22 protein-coding genes are annotated in these 25,594 nt (G+C 38.4%); 13 read left to right on the top strand and 9 right to left on the bottom strand.

What is annotated here, in order from left to right; translation table 11 throughout:
* Positions 1 to 59 precede the first annotated feature (59 nt).
* The 6 genes from BLR86_RS17330 to BLR86_RS17355 form a co-directional block, all read right to left on the bottom strand.
* Complete coding sequence (locus BLR86_RS17330; protein WP_254782362.1) at positions 60 to 1,136, bottom strand: Ger(x)C family spore germination protein; 1,077 nt, start codon at positions 1,134 to 1,136, stop codon at positions 60 to 62.
* A complete protein-coding gene (locus BLR86_RS17335; RefSeq protein ID WP_090764141.1) occupies positions 1,120 to 2,220 on the bottom strand; it encodes a GerAB/ArcD/ProY family transporter in 1,101 nt (366 codons plus the stop codon). The genes BLR86_RS17330 and BLR86_RS17335 overlap by 17 nt, the downstream gene beginning before the upstream one ends.
* Before the next feature lie 11 nt (positions 2,221 to 2,231).
* Positions 2,232 to 3,713, bottom strand: a complete 1,482-nt coding sequence (locus BLR86_RS17340) for a spore germination protein (protein WP_090764145.1) — start codon at positions 3,711 to 3,713, stop codon at positions 2,232 to 2,234.
* A gap of 174 nt (positions 3,714 to 3,887) precedes the next feature.
* A complete protein-coding gene (locus BLR86_RS17345; protein ID WP_090764148.1) occupies positions 3,888 to 4,367 on the bottom strand; it encodes a glutathione peroxidase in 480 nt (159 codons plus the stop codon).
* 128 nt (positions 4,368 to 4,495) lie between these two features.
* Positions 4,496 to 5,986, bottom strand: coding sequence for a peptide MFS transporter (locus BLR86_RS17350; RefSeq protein ID WP_090764150.1), 1,491 nt, complete (start codon positions 5,984 to 5,986; stop codon positions 4,496 to 4,498).
* Between the two features lie 820 nt (positions 5,987 to 6,806).
* Positions 6,807 to 8,000 (bottom strand): MFS transporter, encoded by a 1,194-nt coding sequence (locus BLR86_RS17355; protein ID WP_090764156.1) that lies wholly within the window; start codon positions 7,998 to 8,000, stop codon positions 6,807 to 6,809.
* A 238-nt stretch (positions 8,001 to 8,238) separates the two neighbouring features.
* On the opposite strand from BLR86_RS17355, the gene BLR86_RS17360 reads away from it, so the two are divergent.
* Both BLR86_RS17360 and BLR86_RS17365 read left to right on the top strand, forming a co-directional pair.
* A complete protein-coding gene (locus BLR86_RS17360; protein WP_090764159.1) occupies positions 8,239 to 8,568 on the top strand; it encodes a nitrous oxide-stimulated promoter family protein in 330 nt (109 codons plus the stop codon).
* Positions 8,569 to 8,683: 115 nt separating this feature from the next.
* Positions 8,684 to 8,902 (top strand): hypothetical protein, encoded by a 219-nt coding sequence (locus BLR86_RS17365; protein WP_090764162.1) that lies wholly within the window; start codon positions 8,684 to 8,686, stop codon positions 8,900 to 8,902.
* Between the two features lie 70 nt (positions 8,903 to 8,972).
* Here the strand turns inward: BLR86_RS17365 and BLR86_RS17370 are convergent, their stop codons facing one another.
* Positions 8,973 to 10,028, bottom strand: coding sequence for a potassium channel family protein (locus tag BLR86_RS17370; protein ID WP_175492938.1), 1,056 nt, complete (start codon positions 10,026 to 10,028; stop codon positions 8,973 to 8,975).
* 126 nt (positions 10,029 to 10,154) lie between these two features.
* On the opposite strand from BLR86_RS17370, the gene BLR86_RS17375 reads away from it, so the two are divergent.
* The 3 genes from BLR86_RS17375 (at position 10,155) to BLR86_RS17385 (ending at position 12,835) form a co-directional block, all read left to right on the top strand.
* Complete coding sequence (locus BLR86_RS17375; protein WP_090764168.1) at positions 10,155 to 10,715, top strand: shikimate kinase; 561 nt, start codon at positions 10,155 to 10,157, stop codon at positions 10,713 to 10,715.
* 21 nt (positions 10,716 to 10,736) lie between these two features.
* Entirely contained in the window at positions 10,737 to 11,501 is a 765-nt protein-coding gene (gene aroD / locus BLR86_RS17380; RefSeq protein WP_090764170.1) for a type I 3-dehydroquinate dehydratase, read from the top strand.
* Between the two features lie 290 nt (positions 11,502 to 11,791).
* Positions 11,792 to 12,835 carry a DUF418 domain-containing protein gene (locus BLR86_RS17385; protein WP_090764171.1) on the top strand — a complete coding sequence of 348 codons (1,044 nt, stop codon included), beginning with the start codon at positions 11,792 to 11,794 and terminating at the stop codon, positions 12,833 to 12,835.
* A 326-nt stretch (positions 12,836 to 13,161) separates the two neighbouring features.
* Here the strand turns inward: BLR86_RS17385 and BLR86_RS17390 are convergent, their stop codons facing one another.
* The gene (locus BLR86_RS17390; protein WP_090764174.1) at positions 13,162 to 14,997 is read right to left on the bottom strand and encodes an LTA synthase family protein; all 1,836 of its coding nucleotides are present in this window, start codon (positions 14,995 to 14,997) and stop codon (positions 13,162 to 13,164) included.
* Between the two features lie 192 nt (positions 14,998 to 15,189).
* On the opposite strand from BLR86_RS17390, the gene BLR86_RS17395 reads away from it, so the two are divergent.
* The gene (locus tag BLR86_RS17395) at positions 15,190 to 16,458 is read left to right on the top strand and encodes an MFS transporter (RefSeq protein WP_090764177.1); all 1,269 of its coding nucleotides are present in this window, start codon (positions 15,190 to 15,192) and stop codon (positions 16,456 to 16,458) included.
* 52 nt (positions 16,459 to 16,510) lie between these two features.
* Here the strand turns inward: BLR86_RS17395 and BLR86_RS17400 are convergent, their stop codons facing one another.
* Positions 16,511 to 18,253, bottom strand: a complete 1,743-nt coding sequence (locus BLR86_RS17400; RefSeq protein WP_090764180.1) for an ABC transporter ATP-binding protein — start codon at positions 18,251 to 18,253, stop codon at positions 16,511 to 16,513.
* Positions 18,254 to 18,338: 85 nt separating this feature from the next.
* Here BLR86_RS17400 and BLR86_RS17405 point away from each other — a divergent pair, with 85 nt between their 5' ends.
* The 7 genes from BLR86_RS17405 (at position 18,339) to BLR86_RS17435 (ending at position 25,411) form a co-directional block, all read left to right on the top strand.
* A complete protein-coding gene (locus tag BLR86_RS17405) occupies positions 18,339 to 18,740 on the top strand; it encodes a DMT family transporter (RefSeq protein ID WP_254782363.1) in 402 nt (133 codons plus the stop codon).
* Entirely contained in the window at positions 18,740 to 19,054 is a 315-nt protein-coding gene (locus tag BLR86_RS17410; RefSeq protein ID WP_090764183.1) for a DMT family transporter, read from the top strand. Before BLR86_RS17405 ends, BLR86_RS17410 begins: the two co-directional genes overlap by 1 nt.
* Positions 19,055 to 19,661: 607 nt before the next feature.
* Positions 19,662 to 20,612 carry an ABC transporter permease gene (locus tag BLR86_RS17415; RefSeq protein ID WP_090764185.1) on the top strand — a complete coding sequence of 317 codons (951 nt, stop codon included), beginning with the start codon at positions 19,662 to 19,664 and terminating at the stop codon, positions 20,610 to 20,612.
* Positions 20,605 to 21,555, top strand: coding sequence for an iron chelate uptake ABC transporter family permease subunit (locus tag BLR86_RS17420; protein ID WP_090764188.1), 951 nt, complete (start codon positions 20,605 to 20,607; stop codon positions 21,553 to 21,555). Before BLR86_RS17415 ends, BLR86_RS17420 begins: the two co-directional genes overlap by 8 nt.
* Positions 21,552 to 22,313, top strand: coding sequence for an iron ABC transporter ATP-binding protein (locus BLR86_RS17425; protein ID WP_090764191.1), 762 nt, complete (start codon positions 21,552 to 21,554; stop codon positions 22,311 to 22,313). Before BLR86_RS17420 ends, BLR86_RS17425 begins: the two co-directional genes overlap by 4 nt.
* Before the next feature lie 19 nt (positions 22,314 to 22,332).
* A complete protein-coding gene (locus BLR86_RS17430; RefSeq protein WP_090764195.1) occupies positions 22,333 to 23,283 on the top strand; it encodes a siderophore ABC transporter substrate-binding protein in 951 nt (316 codons plus the stop codon).
* 796 nt (positions 23,284 to 24,079) lie between these two features.
* Entirely contained in the window at positions 24,080 to 25,411 is a 1,332-nt protein-coding gene (locus BLR86_RS17435) for an alkaline phosphatase (protein ID WP_090764198.1), read from the top strand.
* The last annotated feature ends 183 nt before the right edge of the window (positions 25,412 to 25,594 follow it).

A 25,594-nucleotide genomic window follows, 5' to 3' on the forward strand; every position in this document is an offset into this window, starting at 1 on the left:
AAGACAATAATTAGCAAGTAGATTAAGTCTAATTTCAGACAAGTCTACTTGCTTTTTTGTTATTCGATTACACCTGATTCAGAGATTTGCACCTCAGGCTTTATCTTTACCACCGTGTCTTTATATTGATTGTCCCACCAATTTTTGAAATCAAAATTCCTAGTCTTTGTTTTGAGGAAATGACCAAATCCTATCGGATCAATTTCCTTTTCTTTAAATCGTTCGATCATAGCAAGGCATTCCTTCTCGACATCTTTTTCAAACTGATTTTGTAATTTGTGCATTAATTTTGGTGTGAGTTCTTGACCAGTAAACTCATTAATAATGCCCTCAATTTTAATATGAATCGTGACTTCAGTTGGGTTTCGTTTCGTTAATTCAAAATTGTGAGATGAATGAATGCTTCGAATGGCTGCTTCACCACCAGCTATTTTGACTCTGTGCAAGCCTTGACTGTATTTGTCTACTAGTAGCTTGAAAAAAAACATCTTCTCCGCTGCAATAAGATCAATCATTTTTCCATATTTGAGGAGGGCAATCCCATTAATTTTTAGTTTATCTTTTCCAATTTGTTTTAGTTGTGGTAAATAGGGTGTTTTTCCCTGTTGATAAAAATCAGCAAGAAACAATTGTAAATTTGTTTTAGGCAGATCTTCATTTTTGATATTATGTTCTAATAAATTAGAAATATAGGTTGCGTTACTCCTTATCCCATATTTCCCTGATAGTAATTTCTTCGTGTCTCCATCTACCACAGCTAAAGATAGACCAGACCCCACACCTGGATCCCTTTGAAAGGGGTCAACCAAAGGGAGAATTCCTACCTTTTCGGCTAACGTATTACTAAATAAGACGACCTCAAGACTTCCAGTTACGACGGGGTCAGCGGTTTGCCGTTGAATCTCCTGTAGGATGGACTTATTAATCTCAGCTTTTGCCGAGAAGGTTTGACTTTTTGGCGGCTGGTTAGGCAGGTAAACGGGGATAACAACGGTGCCAAGAATGTTTTCTTTATCAACATAGTCAAAGCTTATTCCTTCAATTAAGCTAATATCATCTAATATCTCTTTCTTGACACAGCCCATTAAACTAGAGGCTAGGAATACAGAAACTATCCACTTAAGTATGCTTCGCACGACTTTTCACCTTCTTTGCTAGTAACGTAGCTGCAAACAACAACGGAACATAAATGATATTAAAGTAAAACGCAACTTTGGCTGTAATATCAGTCAGAAAATTAATTTGTTCTCTCGTTGATAGCAAACTGGTCGCTATTAAACAAAAAACGGCAATAAAGAGAACGGAGGTTTTTTGACGAATGGAAAAAAGCTGCTTGGCTAATCGACTTGCACACCACAAACAAATACATATATTGGGCAATATTATCAAAGCCCAGTTTGTGATTCCAATATATTCAAAGCGTTCCACGAAGGGCATTTTAATAATTTTCCACATGGTTAATGTTGGCCAGACGTTTTTTTGCAATTGCTCTTCCGAAAAGTAGCCAAAGGATAGAATAGCTAAATAGATGCAAAGTATTATTGAGAATAATACGCCAAAGTGAGCCCATTTTTTACTCTTTTCTGGTTGTTGGATAAACGGATAAAAAAATAATAATGTTTCAAATCCTAAAAGAGAAAACGACATATTTCGACTAGCAAGAAGTAACTCCTTTATAGAATGATCGAATATGGGAAGGAGATTGGTAAAGTCAGCATATGGAATGATAATAATAAACAATCCAGCAATGTATAAAGGTAATATTACCGAAAAAAAGGCAATCCCTGCCACCGTCCGAAAACCACCAAACACAATATAGATAACTAAAAGTAGATAGGCAAGAGCAAACCAAAAAGTCCTTAGCTCTGGAAACATCCATACTTGAACAATTTCTATATAGCTCCGCAGGACCGTAACAGCATATAAACTAAAATATAGAATAAAGGTGCTGCTAAGGATATTCCCAATTTTTTTTCCAAGTACATATGTATGAATCGAAGTCAGGTCGCCGTTTGCTATTTTTAGCATTTTAAACATCATCCACAAAAGTATATGGATAACCAAACCCGTAAAAATGATGGACATCCACGCATCATAGCCTGCCGCTTTAGCAATAAATCTTTGGAATCCCAGAATACCTATCCCTGACTGCATGGAATGAATAAGAAAAAATACGAGAAAAGGAGATATTTTTTTGCTTTCTGGAACGTTAGAACTCATGATGGGAACCCCTATTCTTCGATATCTTTCTTGACCTTTGCAGGCTTTTTGTGAAAACGGTTGGGTTGCTGTGTATCAAGAAGGAATGGCCGTTTTCTTAGTTTATCAAAAGATAATCGTACAAAAGCATCTTTAAGGTCTTGCATCCTAGGAGGATATAAAGGCTGTAAATATGGCCTTCCTAGTGAAGTAAGACGAATTAGATGGGTCAACAAAAAACAAAAGCAAACGACAATTCCCAGCAGTCCCCAAATTTCCGCAAAAAGTAAAAAAGGAAAGCGCAGTAATCGTATCGTATTGCCGATTCGGTAGACAGGGGTTGTAAAGGAAGCGAGTGCCGCTAAGGCGATGAATATTAATAGGATGTTACTTGTAAGCCCCGCTTCGACACTTGCCGTTCCAATAACAATTCCACCTACGATACCAATAGTCTGACCGACCTTTGTCGGCAATCTAGCTCCAGCTTCTCGTAAAAGTTCAATCGTTAATTCAAGGAATAGTGCTTCCAATATAGGTGGGAAGGGGATGGCCCTTCGTGAAGCTACTAAGGTGCTCATTAAGTCTTGCGGTATCAGTTCGTAATGATAACTAAGTGTTGCTACATATACAGGAGTAACCAAAACAGAAAATACAACAGCAAACAATCGAATCAAGCGGAAAAAGGAAGAAAGAATCCAGTTTAAATAATAATCTTCAAATGAACTAAAAAACTCAACAAGGGTAGTTGGACCAATTAAGGCATGTGGAGAACCATCAACAAAAATCGCTACTTTGCCTTCAGCGAGAATGGCAGAAATTCTGTCTGGCCGTTCCGTATCAAGGAGCTGTGGAAAAGGTGAATTTTGATTATCAGAAATGATCTGAACGATATAGGAACTATCAGTAATTTCATCAAATTCAATGTCTTCAATTCGCTGTCGGACGGTATTTACATTTTCTGGGTTTGTAAGCCCGTCAATGTAAAGGATTGCTACTTGTGTCTTAGAAAGTGTTCCAATCGTTACTTTTTCGATGATCAATTCTTTAACGGGAATCCTTTTTCTAATAAGATTTAAATTCTGGTCTAACGATTCTACAAAAGATTCCTTAGGGCCGATTACACTAAATTCAACTTCAGGGAGACTCACGCTTCGGCCGATTTCTTTTTTTGCTCCCAAAAAACAAAATTTGTTTTCTTTCCCATTGATAGTTAACACGACAGAACCAGTAAAAAGCTTTTCTTCGATAAGTGAGATATCCTCTGAAATCTGTACGTCAGCAAGTGGAATAATCTGTTTTACATCTTCTATTTGTTTAAAATTTTCTTCTAATAAATAGGGGAGTATACTCTCACGTATGGTTAGTTCATCAATCAGTGTTGCTAGAAATTTTAAGGTGAAAGTAATATTTGATTTTTGGTTAACATACTCTACACATTTAAAATCATGGGACTTTTCTAATGCTTGATCTAAATTTTCTTTTTCTGTATTTTTGTTTTTAAAAAAATTAAACATACCCTTTCTCCTTACTTGGAAGAGACTAGTATGTATTGTTACCAATATTGGAAAGTTTATGTTCGGGGGCAGCTTTTACTAATATTTTGATTCAGGGGCTATCTACGTATTTTAAAAAGCTGTCCATTGAGGACAGCTTTAAATTTTTCGTTCTTTCAATTTTGCACTGTTCACCTAATTTAATATTCTTACTAAATCATTCTCCATTTTTAATGGATCAGTTGTCGGTGCATAGCGTTCGACAACATGTCCGTTTTGGTCAACTAGGAACTTAGTGAAATTCCATTTTATGTTCTTGGATAGAAGTCCTTTTTTTTGTTCTTTTAAGAAAGCAAATAGGGGATCAGTATTTTCGCCATTTACATCTATCTTTGCAAAGATAGGGAAGCTTACACCATAATTTAATTGGCAAAATTGCGTGGTTTCTTCTATATTATCAAATTCTTGATTATTGAATTGATCACAAGGAAAACCTAAAACCTCTAAACCTTGGCCCTTGTATTTTTCATATAACTCTTGTAGACCTTTAAATTGGGGGGTTAATCCACATTTACTGGCGGTATTAACAATAATTAACGGTTTGCCCTGGTATTGCTTTAGTCTTTTTTCTTCACCATTTGTCATTTTTACAGTAAAATCATATACCGTTGTCATTAGTCTTCCTCCTCTAGAATAGATCTATCTATTTAAATCGTATATGAGTTAAATTTACGCGAATAAAATGCTAATAACAAGGAACAAAAAAGCAGCATCCCAATAATTGAGATGCTGCCTTATATCGATTACCGAATCCCTTTCATTAGGCCCTGAATTCTTGGAGCCAATGCAAATAGGATAATACTTAGTACGATGGCTGCTCCGCCGATGACGCCAAAGTACGCCATTTCATTCTCAGGTGAATAAAAAGTAACGATTTGGGCATTAAGTGCCTGAGCGGCAGCACTTGCTAAGAACCATAAACTCATCGTTTGTGCTGAGAAGGCTGCAGGGGCTAATTTTGTTGTTGCAGATAAACCAACTGGTGAAATACACAATTCACCAAATACGACAATTAAATAACTAAGCACAAGCCACATTGGGCTTACCAATGTACCTGTACCGCCAAAGTAAGCAGGTAAAAGGATAACTAGGAATGACAATCCAGCAAATAATAAAGCTAATGAGAACTTTTGAGGTATATTTGGCTGGCGCTTTCCTAATTTCACCCACATCCAAGCAAATACAGGCGCAAAGATGATAATAAATAACGGGTTTAAGGATTGGAACCATGCAGGTGAAATCGTCATTCCTGCAAACTCTAACTGTGTCCGTTTATCGGCATAATTCGCAAGAATCGTTGAGCCCTGCTCTTGAATGGACCAGAACATAACGGCTGCAATAAATAGCGGAATATATGCAATGATACGCGAACGTTCGACAGCAGTAGTCTTAGGACTGCGGTACATAACAACAAAATAAATAGTTGGAATTAATACACCAAGGAATGTAACGATGTTAATAAAGCTCTTGAATGTAAGAATACCCCTTGGAATTAATACAGCACAAAGGACAACTAAAAGTGCGACACCCAATCCAATAAATGTGAAAGTTCTTTTCTTTTCGGTTTTTGATAGCGGGTTTGGAACATTGGTACCGGCAAGACCTAGATTTTTCTTCTTTGTTAAGACAAACATGACAAGTCCTGCGAACATACCGACAGCAGCAATTCCGAAGCCTAAGTGGAAACTATAACCCATGACACTTCCGACAATGATTGGCGATAAGAATCCGCCCAAGTTAATTGCCATATAGAAAATGGTAAAACCTGCATCACGACGGTCATCCGTTTCGCTGTACAGATCACCGACAACAGTGGAAACATTTGGCTTCAGCATACCTGTTCCGAGTACAATCAATACCATCGAAACAAAGAACAAGGCTACGCTACCGGGAATTGCTAGGGCAATATGCCCGAACATAATCAATATTCCACCATAAAAGACTGCCCTAGAGGTACCGAAAATCCGGTCCGCTAGCCAACCGCCAATAACTCCTGACATGTAAACAAGTGATCCATAGATGGACATAATCGATAGGGCTAAGTTTTCATCAAGTCCTAATCCACCTTTTGAAACCTCATAATACATATAGTAGACAAGGATTGCTCTCATTCCATAATACGAGAAACGCTCCCAGAATTCTGTGAAGAAAAGGGTGGATAATCCCTTTGGATGTCCAAAGAATCCCGTTTGAGGAACACTATCCACAATTTTCTGTTTATTGTAATTTGACATATTTCTACCTCCCTGTATTAACTAATAATACTTTCGATTGTTTTCAATTGTCAAAAACTATTTTTGGAAAATAACATTACAAACATTCGAATCATTGATATAACAAGGAAAACTGCGGTGAATAGGGAAAAAGAAAGTTTTTTTAAAATAATAAATATATTTTGATAATGTAGACTATTATGAACCATAGTATTTAAAATTCATTGAAAAAGCCAATTTATAGCAAAGAAAAAGACTGATGCATGATTTGGAAAGGATTCCGTTTTCGGGTGCTTTCTTATTAAAAGACACAAAAAAAGACGTATGAATTGGCATACGTCTTTTCTTTATTTATCAAGGCTAGGTTGGGGGGCAAGTTAAGCACCCGAGCTGATAAATAGACGGAGGAATTCCGCTTAATTAGTAATTCTTATTAAAAAAGGCTTAAATAGACGGAGAGATTCCGCCTATTGACTCTAAAAATTCAAAAATGGGGGATTTTGCTTTGCATAAGCGGAAAACTTCCGCTTATTTACCCCGAAACGAGCTCGATTTTGCAATTAACCGGAAAATCTCCGCTTATTTTACCTTTTCTGGTGACTCAATTAAGGGCAAGACATCTTATTTTAAAGTTTGGCTGTGTTAAAGGTAAATGTTGATTTAATAACTATGTTGATTTTTGCGGAAGGCGCGAGACTCCTGCAGGAGGACGGGACAGGGGAGACCCCGCAGGCGCTTTAGCGCCGAGGAGGCTTCCCGAACCGCCTGCGGAAAGCGAAGCGCCTGGAGCAAAAATCAACAGCCTAGTTTAACACAGCCTAAAGTTTAAGAAAAAGCCTTGCTAAATAACTGTTTTGGCTTTTAATGAACGCTTTTGCCAAGTGAAGGTTATGAATAGGGTTACTATTAATAATGCAAACCCTAATCCAAACGGATAGGTAATTTTAATATCGTATAGCAGTCCTGCGAGTGTTGGTCCAATTACGTTACCAATACTCATATAGGCATTATTCATCCCCATTGCAAAACCCTGTTCATTTCCAGCAAGCTTTGAAATCAGTGTATTGAGAACGGGACGTAAAATGGATGATGATAGGAAAATAAAAAGTGAGATTACAAAGAAAAGTGTATAGGTGGAAGCGAAAAGTGAGATTAAAAATCCAGCTGCGGCTACGGAAATAAAAAAGTTCAACACTGACCTTTCTCCAAACCGATTGACAATTTTGTCGACAACAAAGAGTTGAACAATAACACTAACCACCCCAGTTGCTGTAACCATAATTGCGATATCCTTTGCGGTGGATTGGAACTGGTTGTCAAGGTATAATCCAATGACTGATTCATAGGCAATTAAACCAAAACTCATTACGAGCGTAATAATTAGTGGAATAAAATAAGGCATTTTTACAGAACGGGCTATTTTAAGAGCCATAGATTCATCCTGAACCATTTCCGTTGCGTCAGCAAATTGGGACGCTGTTTTGCTTTCCTTAAGCAAGAGAATGGAAAACAGTACAGAAACAAGAGAAACAAGTGCGGATATTAATATAGGAAACTTCAAACCGAATTCTGCTAAAAAACCACCAATTCCAGGGCCGACGACAATCCCAAGCGACATGGCTGCCGAAACCAAGCTATTTCCTTTTGCACGTTGCTCAATGGTCGTTATATCAGCAATATAGGCAAAAATTGCTGGAACGAGCATAGCGCAGCCAATTCCGCCAACAGCCCGTGAAGCATAAAGTACCCAAATTGAATTGGAAGCGTAAAAAATAAACATCGACAGGGTAAGACCTGCTAGTCCGTAAATAATCATCTTTCTGCGACCATATTGATCTGTCCATTTACCCGCAATCGGGGAAAAGATGAACTGGGCACCAGCAAAGATGGCAATGAAAAGTCCAGCAGCAGTTCCGCCTTGATTAATTGACTCTAAATAAGCAGGTAAAATTGGGATGATGATTCCAAAACTCCCAATTGCAATAAACATGTTGATCATCAACATGGTAATTTTCTTCCGTTGTTCTCTGTTCATCGTTAAGCCACCTTTCTACAAAGGGTTATAAGCATGTCTATAGTGCTTTCCCTTTTTTCACTGTTTACTATCATATATAGGAAGACAGGTTTTTGTCAAAGAGAAAGATTTTTCAAAGGATTTTGAGAGTGGAATTGTTAAAGAATTGTTGAAGTTAAGCGATTCTAGAAGGGTTTTTCTATGATATGGTTTTAGTAGAAATAATAATGGATATTCATGCGAAAGGGGTCAGCGTACGATGAAGAGGGAATTAAACAATGGTCCTAATGTCCTGAAGGAAAAGGAAATTGTTACCAAGATGATTGACTTGTATTGTCGAAAAAAACATCACCACCAGGAGCTATGTAAAGAATGCCAGAATTTAAAAACCTACGCTTTAATGAGACTTTCCCTTTGCCGTTTTGGCGAAGAGAAAAGCGCCTGCTCCAATTGTACAGTTCATTGTTATAAGCCGAATTATCGGTCGGAAATGAAAGCAGTCATGCGCTACTCTGGACCATGGATGTTGTTGTATCACCCTGTTTATGCCGTGATGCATTTAATGAATAAGCCAAAAAAAGTAAAATAGCTGATTTTGCATGGAAGTAATCTTCCATGCATTTTAATTTTTTGATAATTCTGTATTAACTATTGCTAAGATTTGATATTATTTAACTAAGACATGTGCATATGGAGGGGATTATATGACAGGAATAATCACGATTATTATGGTTTTTTCAATTCCTATTATCGCTATTGTAACAAGCCATTTCCAGAAGCAATCAAAAATCAAATACAAAATGATTGAAGGGGAACTGGAATTAGAAAAACTTAAACATCAAAACTATTTAATGGAAACAGATAGGATGAGGCTTGAACTTGAACAAATGAAACTGGAAGAGCCGAAGGACAAATTAAGTTAGTCAAAAAGGGTAAAAAGCAGGATGAAAAATCAAATAAAAATAGGTGCTATCATAGTGGTAGGACCTATTTTTATTTATCAATTTTACAGTCCTGATTTATTTTTAAAAGAGTCTCTTTATCGCAAATAACAAAAAGCTGGGCATCTTCTGGAATGGGTTCATCGAGTTTTTGATTAATGTGCAGGTTTCCTCGATCTGCTACAAGGGTTGCGCCTTTATTAAGAAGGTCATTAAAAGCATCCCGGTAGTTTTTCCAAGCTGCGTTTTTTGATATTTCATACATGGTTTCTTCATACTGGGTGCTCATGAGTTCAGAATACATATTGATTACCCCATGAGAAAATAATGATCGAACAGCTGCATGGGAGATCATTTCCTGTGTTGGTATGAATTCATCCACCTTTACTCTCTTAAATAAATGGATATGCTTTTGATAGATAACTTCAGCTGTAACGTGAATATCTGATTTGAGTTTTTTTTCCATTGAAGTAATGGCTGTGGCAATCAGCAACGTCTTTCCATCGACGAGCAGCGGATCCTTTGTGGCAAAGTTGTCTTGTGTGATTTGGTCGGCAAAAATAATCACTCCTTTTGCCTCGGGCAGATTTGCCTGAAACAGAGTCTCTTCATCCGTGGCATCACCGCGGACATAATACAATTGCTTCTCCACCATGGGGGCATTTTCCAGATCATCGATGATGACAATGTCAATGGATGTATCTGATTTAAGAATTTCTTTAATGGCAAGCTGTGATTTATCGCTCCAGCCAATGAGAATAATATGATTTTTTCCTGTGTATTTCATTTTTCCACCAACTTTAAGTTTATCGAGCAAATAGACCGATTTGATGACCTTACCAATAAAAACACTGACCAATCCGATCCCGGTAATATAAAGGACAATAGTAAATGCCTGCCCTGCCTGAGTGACGGGAGTATAGTCACCAAAGCCAACCGTAGCAAGTGTTGTCAGCACCCAGTATATCGCAGTAAGATAGGTTTTAAATGTTTGCGGCTCTAAATATAATGCGATGTATGCAGCAAATAAGAGATATAAGATAGCTACAGGAAAAAAAATCCTGTTTCTGAGTTTAACTAAATAATAAAGTAATTTTTTAAAATGCATCCCCAACAATCCCCTAACTTCTATGAACTCGAATAAACTTATATTTCCAAAAAAAGTTTGAAATAACCATATGGTTTTATACATAAGAAGGCTTATAATGGTATCAATATTATTTGTCTGTGGGAGATGGATTCGTTGTCAAATACTGCATTAAGAGAAAAGAATATTGTCTTTATCGGTTTTATGGGTGCTGGAAAAACGACGATTGGAGAATTAGTAGCCAAAAAGCTTTATCGTGATTTTATCGATATTGATGAAGAAATCGAAAAAGAGTACAAGATGTCAATTCCAAATATATTTGCAGAAATTGGTGAGCAGGCCTTTAGAGAAAAAGAAAAAGAATTCATTCAGAACCTGTGTCACTATAAGTTAAAGATCATTTCTGTTGGAGGAGGGGCCTTCCTTCAGGAGGAAATCCGAAAAGTATGCCTCACATCTTGTATTGTATTTTATTTGGATATTACCTGGGATGCTTGGAAGAATAGACTACTTTCGATTATTGACAGCCGTCCCGTACTGCAAGGGAAAACGATAGACGAAATAGAAGAGTTATTTTATAAAAGAAAAGAAATTTACCAAAATCACTTTCACTCAAAAATTGAAATCAATGATCAAGATTTAGAGGAATTAGCTGATAACATTGTAGAAACGCTAAAATTATCATGGGAACTCGATGAATCTAAGTAAAGGCCGAGTGGAGTGGAGAAAATGAAAAAAACGGTTACGGTTAGAGGGAAAGCAATCGGAGAGGGTGCACCAAAAATATGTGTTCCGATGGTTGGAGAAACAATCGCCCAATTAATAGAAGAAGCGGAATTTCTACAAACAGTAGACTTAGATGTTGTGGAGTGGCGTGTGGACTTTTTTGAGCAGGTAGAAGATTTGGAAAGAGTGAAAGATGTACTGGCTGCCATTCGTTCTATCTTAGTCGATACACCCCTCGTTTTTACCTTCCGTAGTGCAAGAGAAGGTGGAGAAAAGGAAGTCAGCACGTCATACTACTTTGAATTAAATAAGGTAATCGCTGAAAGTGGTCAGGTTGATATCGTCGATGTGGAGTTGTTTAATGATGAGGAAGAGATTAAAACGCTCATTTCCACTGCACATCGTAACAATGTGTACGTGATTATTTCGAATCATGAATTCGAAAAGACACCAGACAAGGATGAAATCATTTCCCGCCTACGTAAGGCGCAAGCTTTAGGTGGAGACCTTCCAAAAATTGCGGTCATGCCAAAAAGCACATCAGATGTATTGACGCTTTTAGATGCGACCAATACCATGAACGAGCAATACGCGGACAGACCCATTATCACCATGTCGATGGCAGGGAAGGGCGTCATTAGTCGTTTAGCAGGTGAACTATTTGGATCTGCGTTAACATTTGGTGCTGCCAAGAGAACTTCAGCTCCAGGGCAGGTGCCTGTCACCGAATTAAGGAAGGTATTATCACTATTGCATGAAAGCCTTTAGTAAACAGGAGCTTGACACTTTGTGGGTGTCAAGCTCTTGTTTATTCTAGATTTCTTTAAGTGCTTTAAGTGTTCATACTCATATTATAACGAGAATGGTTGATAGAAACTTTGACGCAGGTCATATATCATTCGCATATGGTTGGAAAATTAGATAAAATTTGAGGTGAGGGGATTAGGTCATAAAAAGTCATCTGGATTCCGGCGTAAATTCCATTTGTTTACGGCATTTGCTTTTTTTCTAATGTTCCTTATCCATATGTTCATACCAATCTAATCGGGGTGTGGTTGATGAAGCTGACTGAAAGTACTAATCGAATCGACATTCTTGATTATTTACGTGGGTTTGCGCTGCTGGGTATCATTCTAGTCAATATCCTGTCGTTGTTGGCTGTTAAACTTCCCGATCTAGGATCTGTGGATGCAGCTTATCAAAGATTTCTGTTTCTATTTGTCGAAGGCAGATTTTATACGCTTTTCTCCTTCTTGTTCGGTGTAGGATTTTATTTATTTATCTCAAGAGCAAATGCGAAAGGGAAAAATGGCTATGGTTTGTTTTTGCGAAGAATCGCAGTGTTATTTATCCTAGGATGGTTTCATGTTACGTTTCATCCAGGTGAAGCCTTAACGGTTTATGCGGTTACGGGGCTCCTGTTACTCCCATTTTACAAGGTAAAGAAAGAAATTAATCTTGGTATTGGGTTACTCCTCCTTGTTGGGTTGAGTATCATGGCATTTAAACTGTTTATGGTGGTACCGTTAATGCTGCTGGGGATTACAGCCGGTCAATATCGACTATTTGAGGGGTTATCAGGAAAGCTGAAAAAAGCAGCTATTTTTACTGGAATTATGTTTTTACTGAGTCTGGTGGGTATTATTAATCAATTTCAACACATACCAGCCCAGCCGTTTGGATTTTTTGAGGGAGGAGTAGATGAACAGACTTACCAGTTTTTAAGTATCGGAATTACGATTGGACCTGCTGTTTCGGCTTTATATGTTGGGTTGCTAATTCTTCTTTTACAATTCCCTTTTGTCCAAAAGCTGTTATCTCCTTTGAAAAGCTATGGACGGATGGCATTAACCAATTATATTTTTCAGACTGTTTTTATCTATCTAGCAGGCTACGCGTTTAACTTGTTTGGGTCTATCTCATATCTTCAATCTCTTGCCGTTTGTATATCTATTTATGTAATTCAGCTTGTATTTAGTGTTATCTGGCTTCGATATTTCCAATTTGGACCGCTGGAATGGATATGGAGAGGGCTCACTTACTTGGAATTACCGCCAATGAGGAAACGAATTAAAATTGAAAATGAATACGCTAAGAAATAAGGCACTCCTACCGCTTATAAGTGCCCGCTTTTCCGATAATAATAGAATACCGGTCACTAATAGCCCTTATAAGTGCCCGCTTTTCAGATAATAATAGAATACCGGTCACTAATAACCCTTATAAGTGCCCGCTTTTCAGATAATAATAGAATACCGGTCACTAATAGCCCTTATAAGTACCCGCTTTTCAGATAATAATAGAATAATGGTCACTAATAGCCCTTATGAGTGCCTGCCTTTCCGATTTAGCAAGGATTTGTGGTCCCTATGAATTCGTTCCCCAAATAAAGAAGGCCTAATCGGAAAACGATTAGGCCTTCTTTTTGCTATTCCTCTGTTTGTTCTTTTCGAATATAATCCGAGTACTCCATAAGTAGGAGTGTATTATCGATACCTTTTTGCAGGCGGTTGGTATTCTTTGTTTTTTTCATCGTTTTTCGATCGTAAATTGATGCTGGGAGCTTTGCGCTTGGTGCCATGTAAAATGTTTTATCACTTATAAACGACCCACCTGGAAGGTAATACCTCATTCCGAGAAGGTTCTCACTGTAGTGAAAGAGATTATGCCCGATCATTTGTGTGTCATGCTCAATGCCCAGCAAGTTTAATAGAGTGGGCATTAAGTCAATTTGCCCGCCAAGGTGAGAGAATGTTTCACCCGTAAACAGTTCAGGGACCGTAAAGATAACCGGTACCACAAAGCGGTCATGCATTGTATAGTCGTGGCCTAATACTTCTTTTAACAGGACTTTATCATTTTCAGTAACGGGAGCACCGTGCAGCCCAGAGTGATCTCCATAAATGAGAATGATTGACTCATCATAAATCCCAAGCTTCTTTAATTGCTCTATAAATAAACCGATTTGTTCATCCGTATAGCGAACTGATTGAAAATAGTTGCCGACGTAGGTATCTTTGTAGTTTTCAGGTAAGTCGAGAATCTCATATTCCTCGGGCATATCAAACGGTGTGTGACTTGTGAGCGTAATGATATTGGAATACATTCTATCATGTGATTTCAACTGCTTTGGAAGTTGTTCCTCAACAAAGTCAAATAGCACTTCATCTGCTGGGCCAAAGCCAATTTCTTTCTCATTTGGTATTTCGTTACTAGTAAAAATAAAGTCAAATCCTAGCGCTGGATATAATTTATCACGGCTCCAATAGGTAATATCATCAGCATGATAGGTCGCAGTACCGTAGCCATTCCTTTTTAATGTCCGCACAAGAGAAGGAATTTCATTTCCTTTAATCGTATTAACGGTTGGATCCATGCCCTCCGGATAAAGGGATGTATGCATAAGCCATTCCGCGTCCGAAGTATTGCCTGCCCCAATTTGTTGGTAGACATTATCGAAATAGGCACTATCCTTTAAAAGCGCATTTAAATTTGGCGTGATTTCTTGGCCATTAATACTTTGATTGATTGTGAATTCCTGTAATGATTCGACTTGGATGATAAAAACATGACGATTACTTGCGACCCCGAAGGTTTCGTGCTCTCTTGCAGGGACATAGGTATTGCCTTTTAGCGTTTCAAGCTCTTTTTCAGACATATGTTCCTGGCTGGCTAAAGCTGTTCCTAGGCTGTTTTCGTATGCTTGAACAAACTGTGATTGGATATATCCATGCTTTTTGGCAAAGTAGGATACATCAATTAACGGATAACGAAAAGCAATAGCTGACATCACTAGTCCAAGGCAACCAAAGCCAAGTGCTAACCTTTTTGCAGAGGCAAATGATGTTGAATTCTTTTTAAAAAACCAGATAAGCGGAAGAACGATTACGACATCTACGAAAAATAAAAAATCATAGGGACTTCCGAGCAACGCTACCGTGCCACCCACAGAATTAGATTGATAGATTTGTTTTACATCATAATAAGATGGCACCGTTGAAAAGTATCGTGTGTAATAGACGACGACAATGAAAAGAACGGATAGGATAAAGTTATAAAACCAAATCGCTGCCCAAGTCCTTTTTTTAAAGAACATCATCAGCAATGTTAAAATCAGTGCCCACATCGGAAACTCAACAAACAAGACATGAAAAAACGATGTGTTTTCAAAAACCACAATCTGAAAAGCATAAATTTTAATAAACAAAACCAGCAAAATAAATATAACTGGGTGGAGAAATACAGTATCCAAGTAATTTTTCATATAACAACACCTCTAAAAACTCTTCTCTCATTAACTTATCAATCTTCTACAACTCTATCAACTAAAAATGGTAAATTGATTGTAAATTTTCTAAAAATTGACCATGGGTTGCTGAAATAAATTTTCCAGTATGATATGATTATGCAGAATTTTGGCAAAAATAACTATATAAATGTTTAAGGGAGGAATACAATGCAGGCTAGTAACGAAGGTACGTCCGCCATTCCTACAGGAAATATATTTGCAAATCGAATTGTCTTGGCAATTATGAGCTCAAACTTTTTACTTCAGCTAGGGATTTGGATAAGAAACTTTGCCATTTTATTGTACGTTACGGATATTACCAATAACAATCCACTATATGTTTCATTGATATCTGTCGTGGAGTTTACACCTATATTTATCTTTTCATTTATTGGAGGTACCTTCGCGGATCGATGGAAGCCTAAACTGACGATGGTTTGGTGTGATCTGTTGTCTGCCGTATCGATTGGATTTGTGTTGTTAGCACTACTTTTTGGATCATGGCAGGCAATATTCTTGGCAACATTGGTGTCAGCTATCCTTTCACAGTTTTCGATGCCTTCTGCCATGAAACTATTAAAGCAGCATGTACCAGGCGAACAATTACAATCTGTTATGGCCTTGTTCCAATCGTTGATGGCCATCTTTATGGTTATTGGCCCTGTTATTGGAACCCTTGTCTATCAAAGGTTTGGTATATATGTTTCTATTGGCGTCATGGGTGCCATGTTTTTACTTTCAGGACTCGTGCTCATGTTTCTTCCGCGTGATTTGGAAAAGGAAAAAACAGAAGTTGAAAATAATTTTAAGAAAGAACTGGCAGATGGTTTCCGCTATGTGATGTCAAAGAAAGTCCTGAAATCAATGGGTGGTATTTTTGCTGTTTGTGGTTTAGCTGTTGGATTGATTTCACCATTAATGATTTTCATCGCAATTGAAAATCTTGGAATGCCAAAGGAATCTCTGCAGTGGTTATTAATGGCAAATGGGATAGGTATGTTAGCTGGCGGTGGTATTGTGATGGCATTCTCGAAAAAAATCTCACCTCAAAAGCTTCTTGCCATTGGGATTTTTGCAAGCATGTTGTTTACAGTTGGGATCGGCTGGTCGACAAGCTTTGTTGTCACGCTGGTATTACAAGTATTGAACGGGATCTTCTTCCCATGTATTCATATTGGGATTAACACGATCATACTTAAATATTCAGATGAAGCCTTCATTGGTCGTGTGAATGGAGTACTAAGTCCTTTGTTTATGGGGATGATGGTGATTGGGATGTCGGTTGCAGGCATTTTGAAAATCCCGTTGACATTATCTGGTGTCTATACGGTTTCCGGTATATTATTTCTGATCGGATCCTTACTGGTAGTTCCGCTTTTCAAAGTAAAAGAGGATGGATCAAATGTTTCAATTGGAGAAAAGCAGCCACAGTCTTAGAAGAGGAAAAGATGCAGGAAGCTGAGCTTCCTGCATCTTTCTTATGATTTTCTTACTCACCGCTCGTTAATTGCTGCTCTGCGAATTCACGGTATAGGTCATGTGAGTGCGTTAATTCGTGATGGGTTCCGATTCCAGTGACTTTCCCTTTTTCGATAAAAATGATTCTGTCTGCATCGACAATGGTAGATAAGCGGTGGGCGATCACAAAGGTTGTTCTGCCTTCCATTAATCGGGACAATGCTTGCTGGACAATCCCTTCTGATTGGCTATCCAAGCTCGCGGTTGCTTCATCCATCATTAAAATTTTTGGATCCCGTAAAAAAGCCCGTGCAATCGCAATCCGCTGTCTTTGCCCGCCAGAAAGTTTTACCCCGCGCTCACCGACCTCGGTATCCAATCCATCCGAAAAGGAACGAATAAATTCATCTGCATAGGCCATTTCCGCTACTTTCCAAAGACGTTCGTCGGAAATTGCTTCTCTATTTGGTAAACCATAGCATAAATTTTCACGAATCGTCCCCGCCATCATCGCACTTTCCTGTGAAACATAACCAATTTGATTACGCCACGTTTGAATGGATAAATCAGTAATTGGAGTATCACCAACGATAATTTGGCCTGTGGTGGGCTCGTAAAAGCGTTCAAGTAATCCGAACATTGTTGTTTTCCCGCCACCGCTAGGACCGGCAAAAGCAATCATTTCACCAGGCTGTGCTTCAAATGAGACATTTTCAAGGACAGGTTCATCCTCACTATAGGCAAAGGAAACGTTCTGTACATAAATCGGTTTGTTGGTAATATCCACTTCCAGCCCTTCCTGACCCTCTTCCAGAGGTAGTTCTAAAATATCAATAATCCTCTCGGTTGCACCTTTTGCCTTTTGTAGCTGAGTAAAAAACATCGCAAAGGAAGTGATTGGAAAAATAATTTGGAAAAGGTAAAGCAAAAAGGCAACAAGTGAACCAGTGGACATCGTTCCGTTAGCGACGCGCATTCCACCGTAACCGATAATCATCACAATCACAATCATGACGACCAGGTACATGGTTGGAGCAATTAAAGCCGTTATTCGTGCCTCTTTTAATCCGAAGCCTAGCAATTTGCTGATACCTGCTAACCCTTTGGTTTCTTCATACTGTTCAGCTGTGGATGCCTTCATTAAGCGAATTTCACTAAGTGTTTGTTGGATGTGCCCAGTAAAAGTGGCAGTCTCATCTTGTAAGCCACGCGAGATTTTCGCCATCTTTCTTCCAAGCGGCATCATAATAATTAAGGTAAGTGGAACAGATATTAACATTAATAAAGTCATTTTCCAATCCATGATCAGGAGAATGATCACGGCACCAATGATGGAAATAATCCCCGAAATGAATTGCGGAAAGTGGTTTGAGATTAAATCGCGGACCACACTAGTATCATTAACGATTCGACTGACTGTTTCGCCACTTGATTGTTTATCAAAATAGCTTACTGGCAAACGGAGCAATTTTACCCACATGCGTTCCCGAAGCCGAGCGACAATTTTTTGACCAACAAAACTTAGCAGATAAATAGAAACACCGCTAATGATCGCTTGAAAAATAAAGGCCACCCCAATGCCAATGATAAGGGGGACGCTTAAGGAGGACACTGAGAATCCATCCACTAAGTTTTTCGTTAGCACTGGAACTAGGAGACCAGCGAGTGTTGTAATTAAACTTGCTGCTAATCCAATACTTAATGCAAGCTTAGGAATTTTAGTTGATAATATCAGGGTGACAAAAGGTTTGAGACCATCTTGATTATTGTTCACTATATGTACTCCGATCGTAGAAATTAGAAAGGTTTTCAATAAGCATGATACGTTCAAATGGAAGTATATGCAAATGTTTTGTAAGATGGAAAAAGGTAAAGAAAGAGAGGGATTATTTTGTATGATGAATGAATCAAAAGTAATACCTAAATCAAAAGCGACGAGTGAATCACGTGCGTGGCTGTACGTTATACTTTCAGGATTTTTTGAAATCGTCTGGGCAAGTGGATTTAAATATGAAGAAGTCCCTAGAATCGTTGTTCTAGTAGCCATTTTACTAAGTTTTGATTTAATTATTAGGGCAACTAAAATGATTCCAGTTGGAACAGTTTACGCAGTATTTGCGGGAATTGGTACGATAGGAACCGTTATTGTTGAAGTTATTTTTGAAAATGGATCTGTCAGTTTGGTAAGGATTGCTCTTATTTTATTACTATTGGCATGCATCATTGGCCTGAAATTAACAAATAAGGATGGTGAGAGTTAATGGATTGGCTGTTGCTTGTATTTGGTGGATTTTTTGAAGTCGTAGGAGTTATTGGCATTAAAAGAACCGCAGAAAAAAATAATGTAGTAAATAATTTAATTTTAATTGGTGGCTTTATTATGAGCTTTCTGTTGCTCGTTCGGGCAATGGAAACGATTCCGCTCTCAACTGCCTATGCGGTTTGGACAGGGATTGGAACCGTTGGAGCGGCAGTTGTCGGGATGGTATTCTTTAAGGAATCAAAGAGCTGGGTTAGGATTGCCTGTATACTGGGGATTATTTTTTCAGTGGTTGGTTTAAAGCTTGTTCATTAAAAAAACATCTCTCGAACCTTTGAGAGATGTTTTTCTTTTATAAAGTAGAGAGCTTTTCAAGCTCAGCAAATACAGCTTCATAATCTTCTATTTTATCTGCTTTAAAGGTGGTGCACATCATTTTACTTAATAGAAATAGCCTGGCTGTCAAATTGGGTCCAGCTGGCTACAAATTTTTCAAAATTGGCTGATCTATTTTGGTCACGATAAAAGGGGGCGTTGAAATAAACGTTGTTTTCAGCCGCGGGGAAGTTCAGGAAATTGTTGGATAGCTGGCTTTCAACAAGGGACAAAAAATTATTTACCAGGTTAACACCATCTTTATGTCACAAAATCGTCGGTTATTAGTGAAAATAATTCTCAATTAACTGTTGACTTGAATTTTAGCACTGTTTATAATCAGGTGTATAGACGTTGATAATGATTTTCAGTGTCATTTATTTTTGATTTTGAGTGAAAACGATTCTCAATGATATTTTTGTTAAAAAAGATAATCATGATCAATGAGATTTCCTTTTACTTTTAAGTGATATTTTTTTGGTCTGTTGTGATAATGATTATCATTTACATAAAGAATAATAGAAAAATTGAAATGTTGGGGACAGTGATGAAGAAAAGATATTTACTACTAGCATTAATAGTTTTATCTGCCGGCTCTTTGTTTGTTGGAGTGAGTAGTATATCACCAATGGACTTGCTGGATGTTCAATCAGAGGAAACACAAATTTTCCTTATTAGCAGACTTCCAAGATTGGTTGCTATTTTACTAGCAGGAGCAGGGATGAGTATTGCGGGGTTGATTATGCAGCAGCTTAGCAGGAACAAATTTGTATCACCGACCACTGCTGGAACGCTGGATGCAACTCGGCTAGGTATCCTTGTCTCGATGCTTTTGTTTGCAAATGCCACCATGCTTGAAAAAATGGCAGTTGCCTTTGCTTTCGCGCTTGCTGGTACATTTGTATTTATGAAAATTCTTGACCGAATTAAGTTTAAGGACGCCATTTTCATTCCGCTGGTTGGTTTGATGTTCGGTAATATTTTATCCTCGGTGACGACTTTTTTCGCATACCGAGCCGACGTCATCCAAAATATGTCTGCTTGGCTTCAGGGTGATTTTTCGATGATTATGAAGGGGAGATATGAACTTCTTTACATTAGCCTTCCCATCTTAATCATAGCCTACTTTTACGCGAACCGTTTTACGGTAGCTGGTATGGGCGAGGATTTTTCAAAAAACCTCGGGCTTGCTTATCGACGTGTTGTCAATATTGGTCTTATCCTGGTAGCTTTGGTAACGACCACTGTAGTCCTAACCGTTGGGATTATCCCGTTTCTAGGGTTGATTATTCCTAATATTATATCGATTTTTAAAGGTGATCATTTGCAAAAAACATTGCCGCATACGGCCCTTCTTGGAGCCATCTTTCTTCTGATTTGTGACATTTTGGGCCGTGTGCTCATTTATCCCTATGAGATTTCGATCAGTCTCATGGTTGGCGTAATCGGAAGCGGAATTTTCTTATACTTATTGTTCCGGAGGAAAGCTTATGCGTAACTCAGTGAAATTGGTTATCCTCGCATTGATCGCTGCGGGTGTTTGTGCCATCTATTTATTTCATGAATTAAACGGAAGCTTTGGGTATGCACTTCCAAAAAGAACGATTAAAGTGTTAGCGATGGTGTTAACTGGTGTGACGATTGCCTACGCGACCGTTGTTTTTCAGACCATTACTCATAATAAAATTTTAACGCCAAGCATTATGGGGTTGGATTCACTTTATCTGCTCATGCAGACATTGATTATCTTCTTTTTAGGTTCCGGCCACATGATTATGGTCAATAAACAGGTGAATTTTATACTGTCCGTTGTGGTCATGATCATATTTGCCCTTCTTTTATACCAGTTTTTATTTAAAAAGGGCAATCAGCCTATCTACTTTTTACTACTTGTCGGAATCATTGTTGGAACATTTTTCTCAAGTATTTCAACGTTTTTCCAAGTATTGATTGACCCGAATGAATTTCAGATTGTTCAAGACAAAATGTTTGCGAGCTTCAATAATATCAATTCAGACTTAGTCTGGCTGGCGATTATCATCGTGGCACTTGTGATGATTTATGCATGGCGTTTTTTACCGTATTTGGATGTCTTGTCCTTAGGTCGTGATACAGCGATTAATTTAGGGGTTCCGTATGATTCGATCGTAAAAAAAATGCTTGTGATTGTGGCAGTCTTTATATCCATTTCGACTGCTTTAGTAGGACCGATTACCTTTTTTGGCTTAATTGTTGCCAATTTATCCTATCAATTTTTCAAAACATATAAACATACTACACTGATAACAGGCGCCATCTTCATGAGTATCATCGCACTTGTTGGCGGGCAATGGGTAGTCGAACGGGTCTTTACTTTTTCAACAACATTAAGTGTCATTATTAACTTTATTGGTGGAGTGTACTTCATCTACTTACTGCTAAAGGAGAGGAAAGCTGCATGATAAGTGTAAGGGCTTTGTCAAAGTATTATGGGAAAAAGTCCGTGGTTGAGGATGTAACCGTTGATATCCAGCCTCGGAAAATAACAAGTTTTATCGGACCAAATGGTGCAGGTAAATCAACCTTGCTTTCCATGGTAAGCCGACTGCTTGATTCAGATACTGGTGAAGTGCTGATTGACAAATCTGATGTGAAAAAGATGAAGTCTAATGACTTTGCTAAAAAGGTGTCGATTTTAAAACAGTCTAACTACATGAATGTTCGTCTTTCGATTCGCGAACTTGTTTCCTTTGGAAGGTTTCCCTATTCAAAGGGCAGGCTGACCGAGGAAGATGAGCGGATTGTCAACCAATCACTTGAATATATGCACCTGACCGATATGCAGGATCGCTTTTTAGATGAATTATCTGGTGGTCAAAGACAGCGTGCCTTTATCGCGATGGTCATTGCACAGGATACCGAATACATTTTGCTTGATGAACCATTGAACAATTTAGATATGAAGCATTCTGTTCAAATAATGAAAATTCTGCGCCGTCTTGTGGATGAGCTTGGAAAAACGGTGGTCATCGTGCTCCATGATATTAACTTTGCGTCCGTTTATTCCGACCGAATTGTCGCGATGAAGGACGGCAAGGTCGTGAAAGATGGACGTACCGATGAGATTATCCAATCAGCTGCATTAAAAGAGATTTACGATATGGATATTCCCATTCAGCAAATGGGTGGCTGCCGAATTTGTGTATATTTTAGTTCATAATAAAGGGAGAGATACGTGTATGAAAAAGTGGAGTTTTTTAGTTGTTATGGTTGCAATGATTTTAATGTTAGCAGCTTGTGGCGTGGCAAAGGAAGAAAGTAAGCCAGAATCAACGGGTTCAAAAACAGCAGCAGAAGAGAAATTGACGATTGAACACAAGTATGGAGAGGCAGTAATCGATAAAAATCCAGAAAAAGTGGTTGTATTTGATTTTGGAATTCTAGATACATTAGATGAATTAGGTGTGGAAGTAACAGGTGTTCCACAAACAACTGTACCAGCCTATTTAGAAAAATATGCTGATAAAAAGTATACAAATGTCGGCAGCTTGAAAGAGCCAGATTTTGAAGCGATTCATGCTATGCAGCCAGATGTTATTTTTATTTCGACTCGCCAAGCTGAATTATATGAGCAATTCGCAGAAATTGCTCCAACTGTGTATGTGGAATTAGATTACACCAAGTACATGGGATCCTTTGAAAAAAATATGAACCTTGTCGGTGAAATTTTTGATAAGAAAGCTGAAGTAGCAAGTGCTGTAGATGAGATCAAGGCAAGCGTGGCGGAGTTAAATAAAAAAGCTTCTGCACTTGATAAAAAAGCGTTAATCGTCTTAGCAAATGAAGGAAAAGTGAGTGCATATGGGCCAAGCTCTCGTTTTGGCGTGATTCATGATGTGTTTGGTTTCGGAGCAGCGGATGAGAAAATTGAAGTATCAACGCATGGCCAAAGTATTACCATGGAATACATCATGGAAACAAATCCAGACGTATTGTTCGTCATCGATCGTAACAAAGCGGTAGGCGGCGAAGCGGGTGCAGAAAAAGTAATCGAAAATGAACTTGTTAAAAAGACTACAGCTTTTAAAGATAATAAAATTATCTATCTTGATCCAGACGCTTGGTACTTAAGCGGCGGCGGATTACAATCTGTAAAAATGATGGCTGAAGAAATCAAAGCCGCATTATAAGTTGTTGAAATCTGGGGGAAATTTTTAGAGTTGTAATTGAAAGAGAAGGCTGACACCGAGGGGGCATTTGGAATGACCTTTGGCGTCAGCCTTTTTATGGTATGTTTTTTAATTCCACATTATTTTTTTCAGCGAGCTCGTTTAGTTTATTATTGTATTCTTCGAATTGGCTGCGACCATTTATCGAATTTGTTTCAAAAACAATTAAATGCCTAACAATCTTCATGCCAGTCCATCATTAGATATAGAGACAAGATTAATATGGATAGGGATGGGTTGAATTGGCAAAGAGGAACAGAGGGAAAACGGTAAACTACCTGCCATCAAGAGGCCGCGGGACATGTCCATTATGTAGTAGAACAAGAATAAAGTTGTTATATCCATATAAGACAGAAACCACCCAAACGGTTAAGGTCTGTAAAAACTGCCGGATAAAGAAGTACTAAATTAAAGTTCCTAGGGATGTTTTTTTCCATAGGGACTTTTATTTGGTTTCTTTAGAGGGATTTTTAATTATGGAAAAAAACTGAACAAGCCTGTTCCGCTATGGACCAGGCTTTGTTTATAGTTAATTTCGTTCCATTTTTTGAAGACTGTCTTTAAGTACCTGTTCATCAATCCCATTGACCAAATAATATTTCTCTTTATAAATAGCATGGATGATTTTTTTAATCGTCTCTATGCCATATTCATTCCCTTGTAGACTTTTTGGATGTGGTAGGAATGGATAATTTCACCTTCTTATATTCATAATAAATACATTTGATTCAGAAAAATTGAGGGGGTCACTTTGTTCATGAAACGGCATGGTAAGTGGATTTTTCCAGTTGTTATCGGTTTTTTATTAATAGGAACAACCTTTACGAGTAGAAATGAAGCAAACGCTAAAAGCGGAGTTATTAGAAATATTATTTTTCTAATAGGTGATGGTATGGGTGTTTCCTTCACATCAGGCTATCGCTACTATAAAAATGATCCAGCGACTATTGAACTTGAACCAACAGAATTTGGACCATACCTTGTTGGGCAGCAGACCACATTTCCGAACGATCCGAAATATAACGTCACGGATTCTGCGGCTGCAGCCACAGCCATGGCAACGGGTGTGAAAACCTATAATGGGGCAATTGGCGTTGACAAAGACCACTCTAAATTGAAATCAGTCCTCGAAACAGCGAAGGATAAAGGGAAAGGAACTGGGCTTGTTGCAACAGCACCAATTACACATGGTACACCTGCGGCGTTTGGTGCCCATGTTACCCAGCGGGAAAGCATGGCTGCGATTGCTGATGAGTATTATCAGGATTTAGTAAGCGGCGAGCATAAAATTGATGTAATGCTTGGCGGAGGGTCAGACTGGTTTATCCGCAAAGATAGGAACTTAGTGGAAGAGTTTGTTAAAGACGGATTCAGCTATGTAACCAACCTTGAAGAGTTGAAAAATGACCGAGATCCCCAGGTATTAGGGCTATTTGCGAAAGATGGTCTGCCGAAAATGATTGATCGTACAAAGAACGTTCCTTCCTTGGCAGACATGACCACTTCTGCAATAGAGCGTTTAAATATGAATGATAAAGGGTTCTTTCTAATGGTGGAGGGAAGTCAAATTGATTGGGAAGCACATGACAACGATATTGTCGGTGCTATGAGTGAGATGGAAGACTTTGAGAAGGCGTTTAAAGTGGCCATTGACTTTGCAAAAAAGGACGGCCATACATTAGTGATCGCAACGGCTGATCATTCAACAGGTGGATTCACAATAGGGGCTGGAGGACAATATAATTGGTTTAGCTCTGTAATCAAAGCAGTAAAACGTTCACCTGATTATATGGCAATGGAAATCGTTAAGGGGGCAGATGTCAAAGAAACCTTAACAAAATACATCGACCTTTCTTTAACACAAGATGAAATTAAATCAGTAGAAATAGCGGCAAGAACAAAAAAGGCAAAAAACATTGACACGGCCATCGAAGAAATCATTAACCGCCGTTCCTTCACAGGCTGGACAACGGATGGACACACAGGCGAAGACGTAAACGTCTATGCCTATGGTCCAGGAAGCGCGCGCTTCAAAGGACAAATCGACAACACCGACCATGCGAAAATCATCTTTGATATCCTGCGATAATGAGGTGATGATGTGGTGTCTGATGCGGTGCCTGTCACCGCTCGTGGACACTGTCTTTCTGTGGTGACAGGCACCGCCCGTGGACAGTGTCCACCCCAGGCGGACAGTTATTTGTAATTCTCTTTTAAGGTTTGCTTATTTCTTCACATTCGAGTGCTCTTTTTTATTAAAACCAATTTTATA

It is taken from the genome of Bacillus sp. OK048 (assembly GCF_900103525.1).
GTDB lineage: Bacteria > Bacillota > Bacilli > Bacillales > Cytobacillaceae > Neobacillus.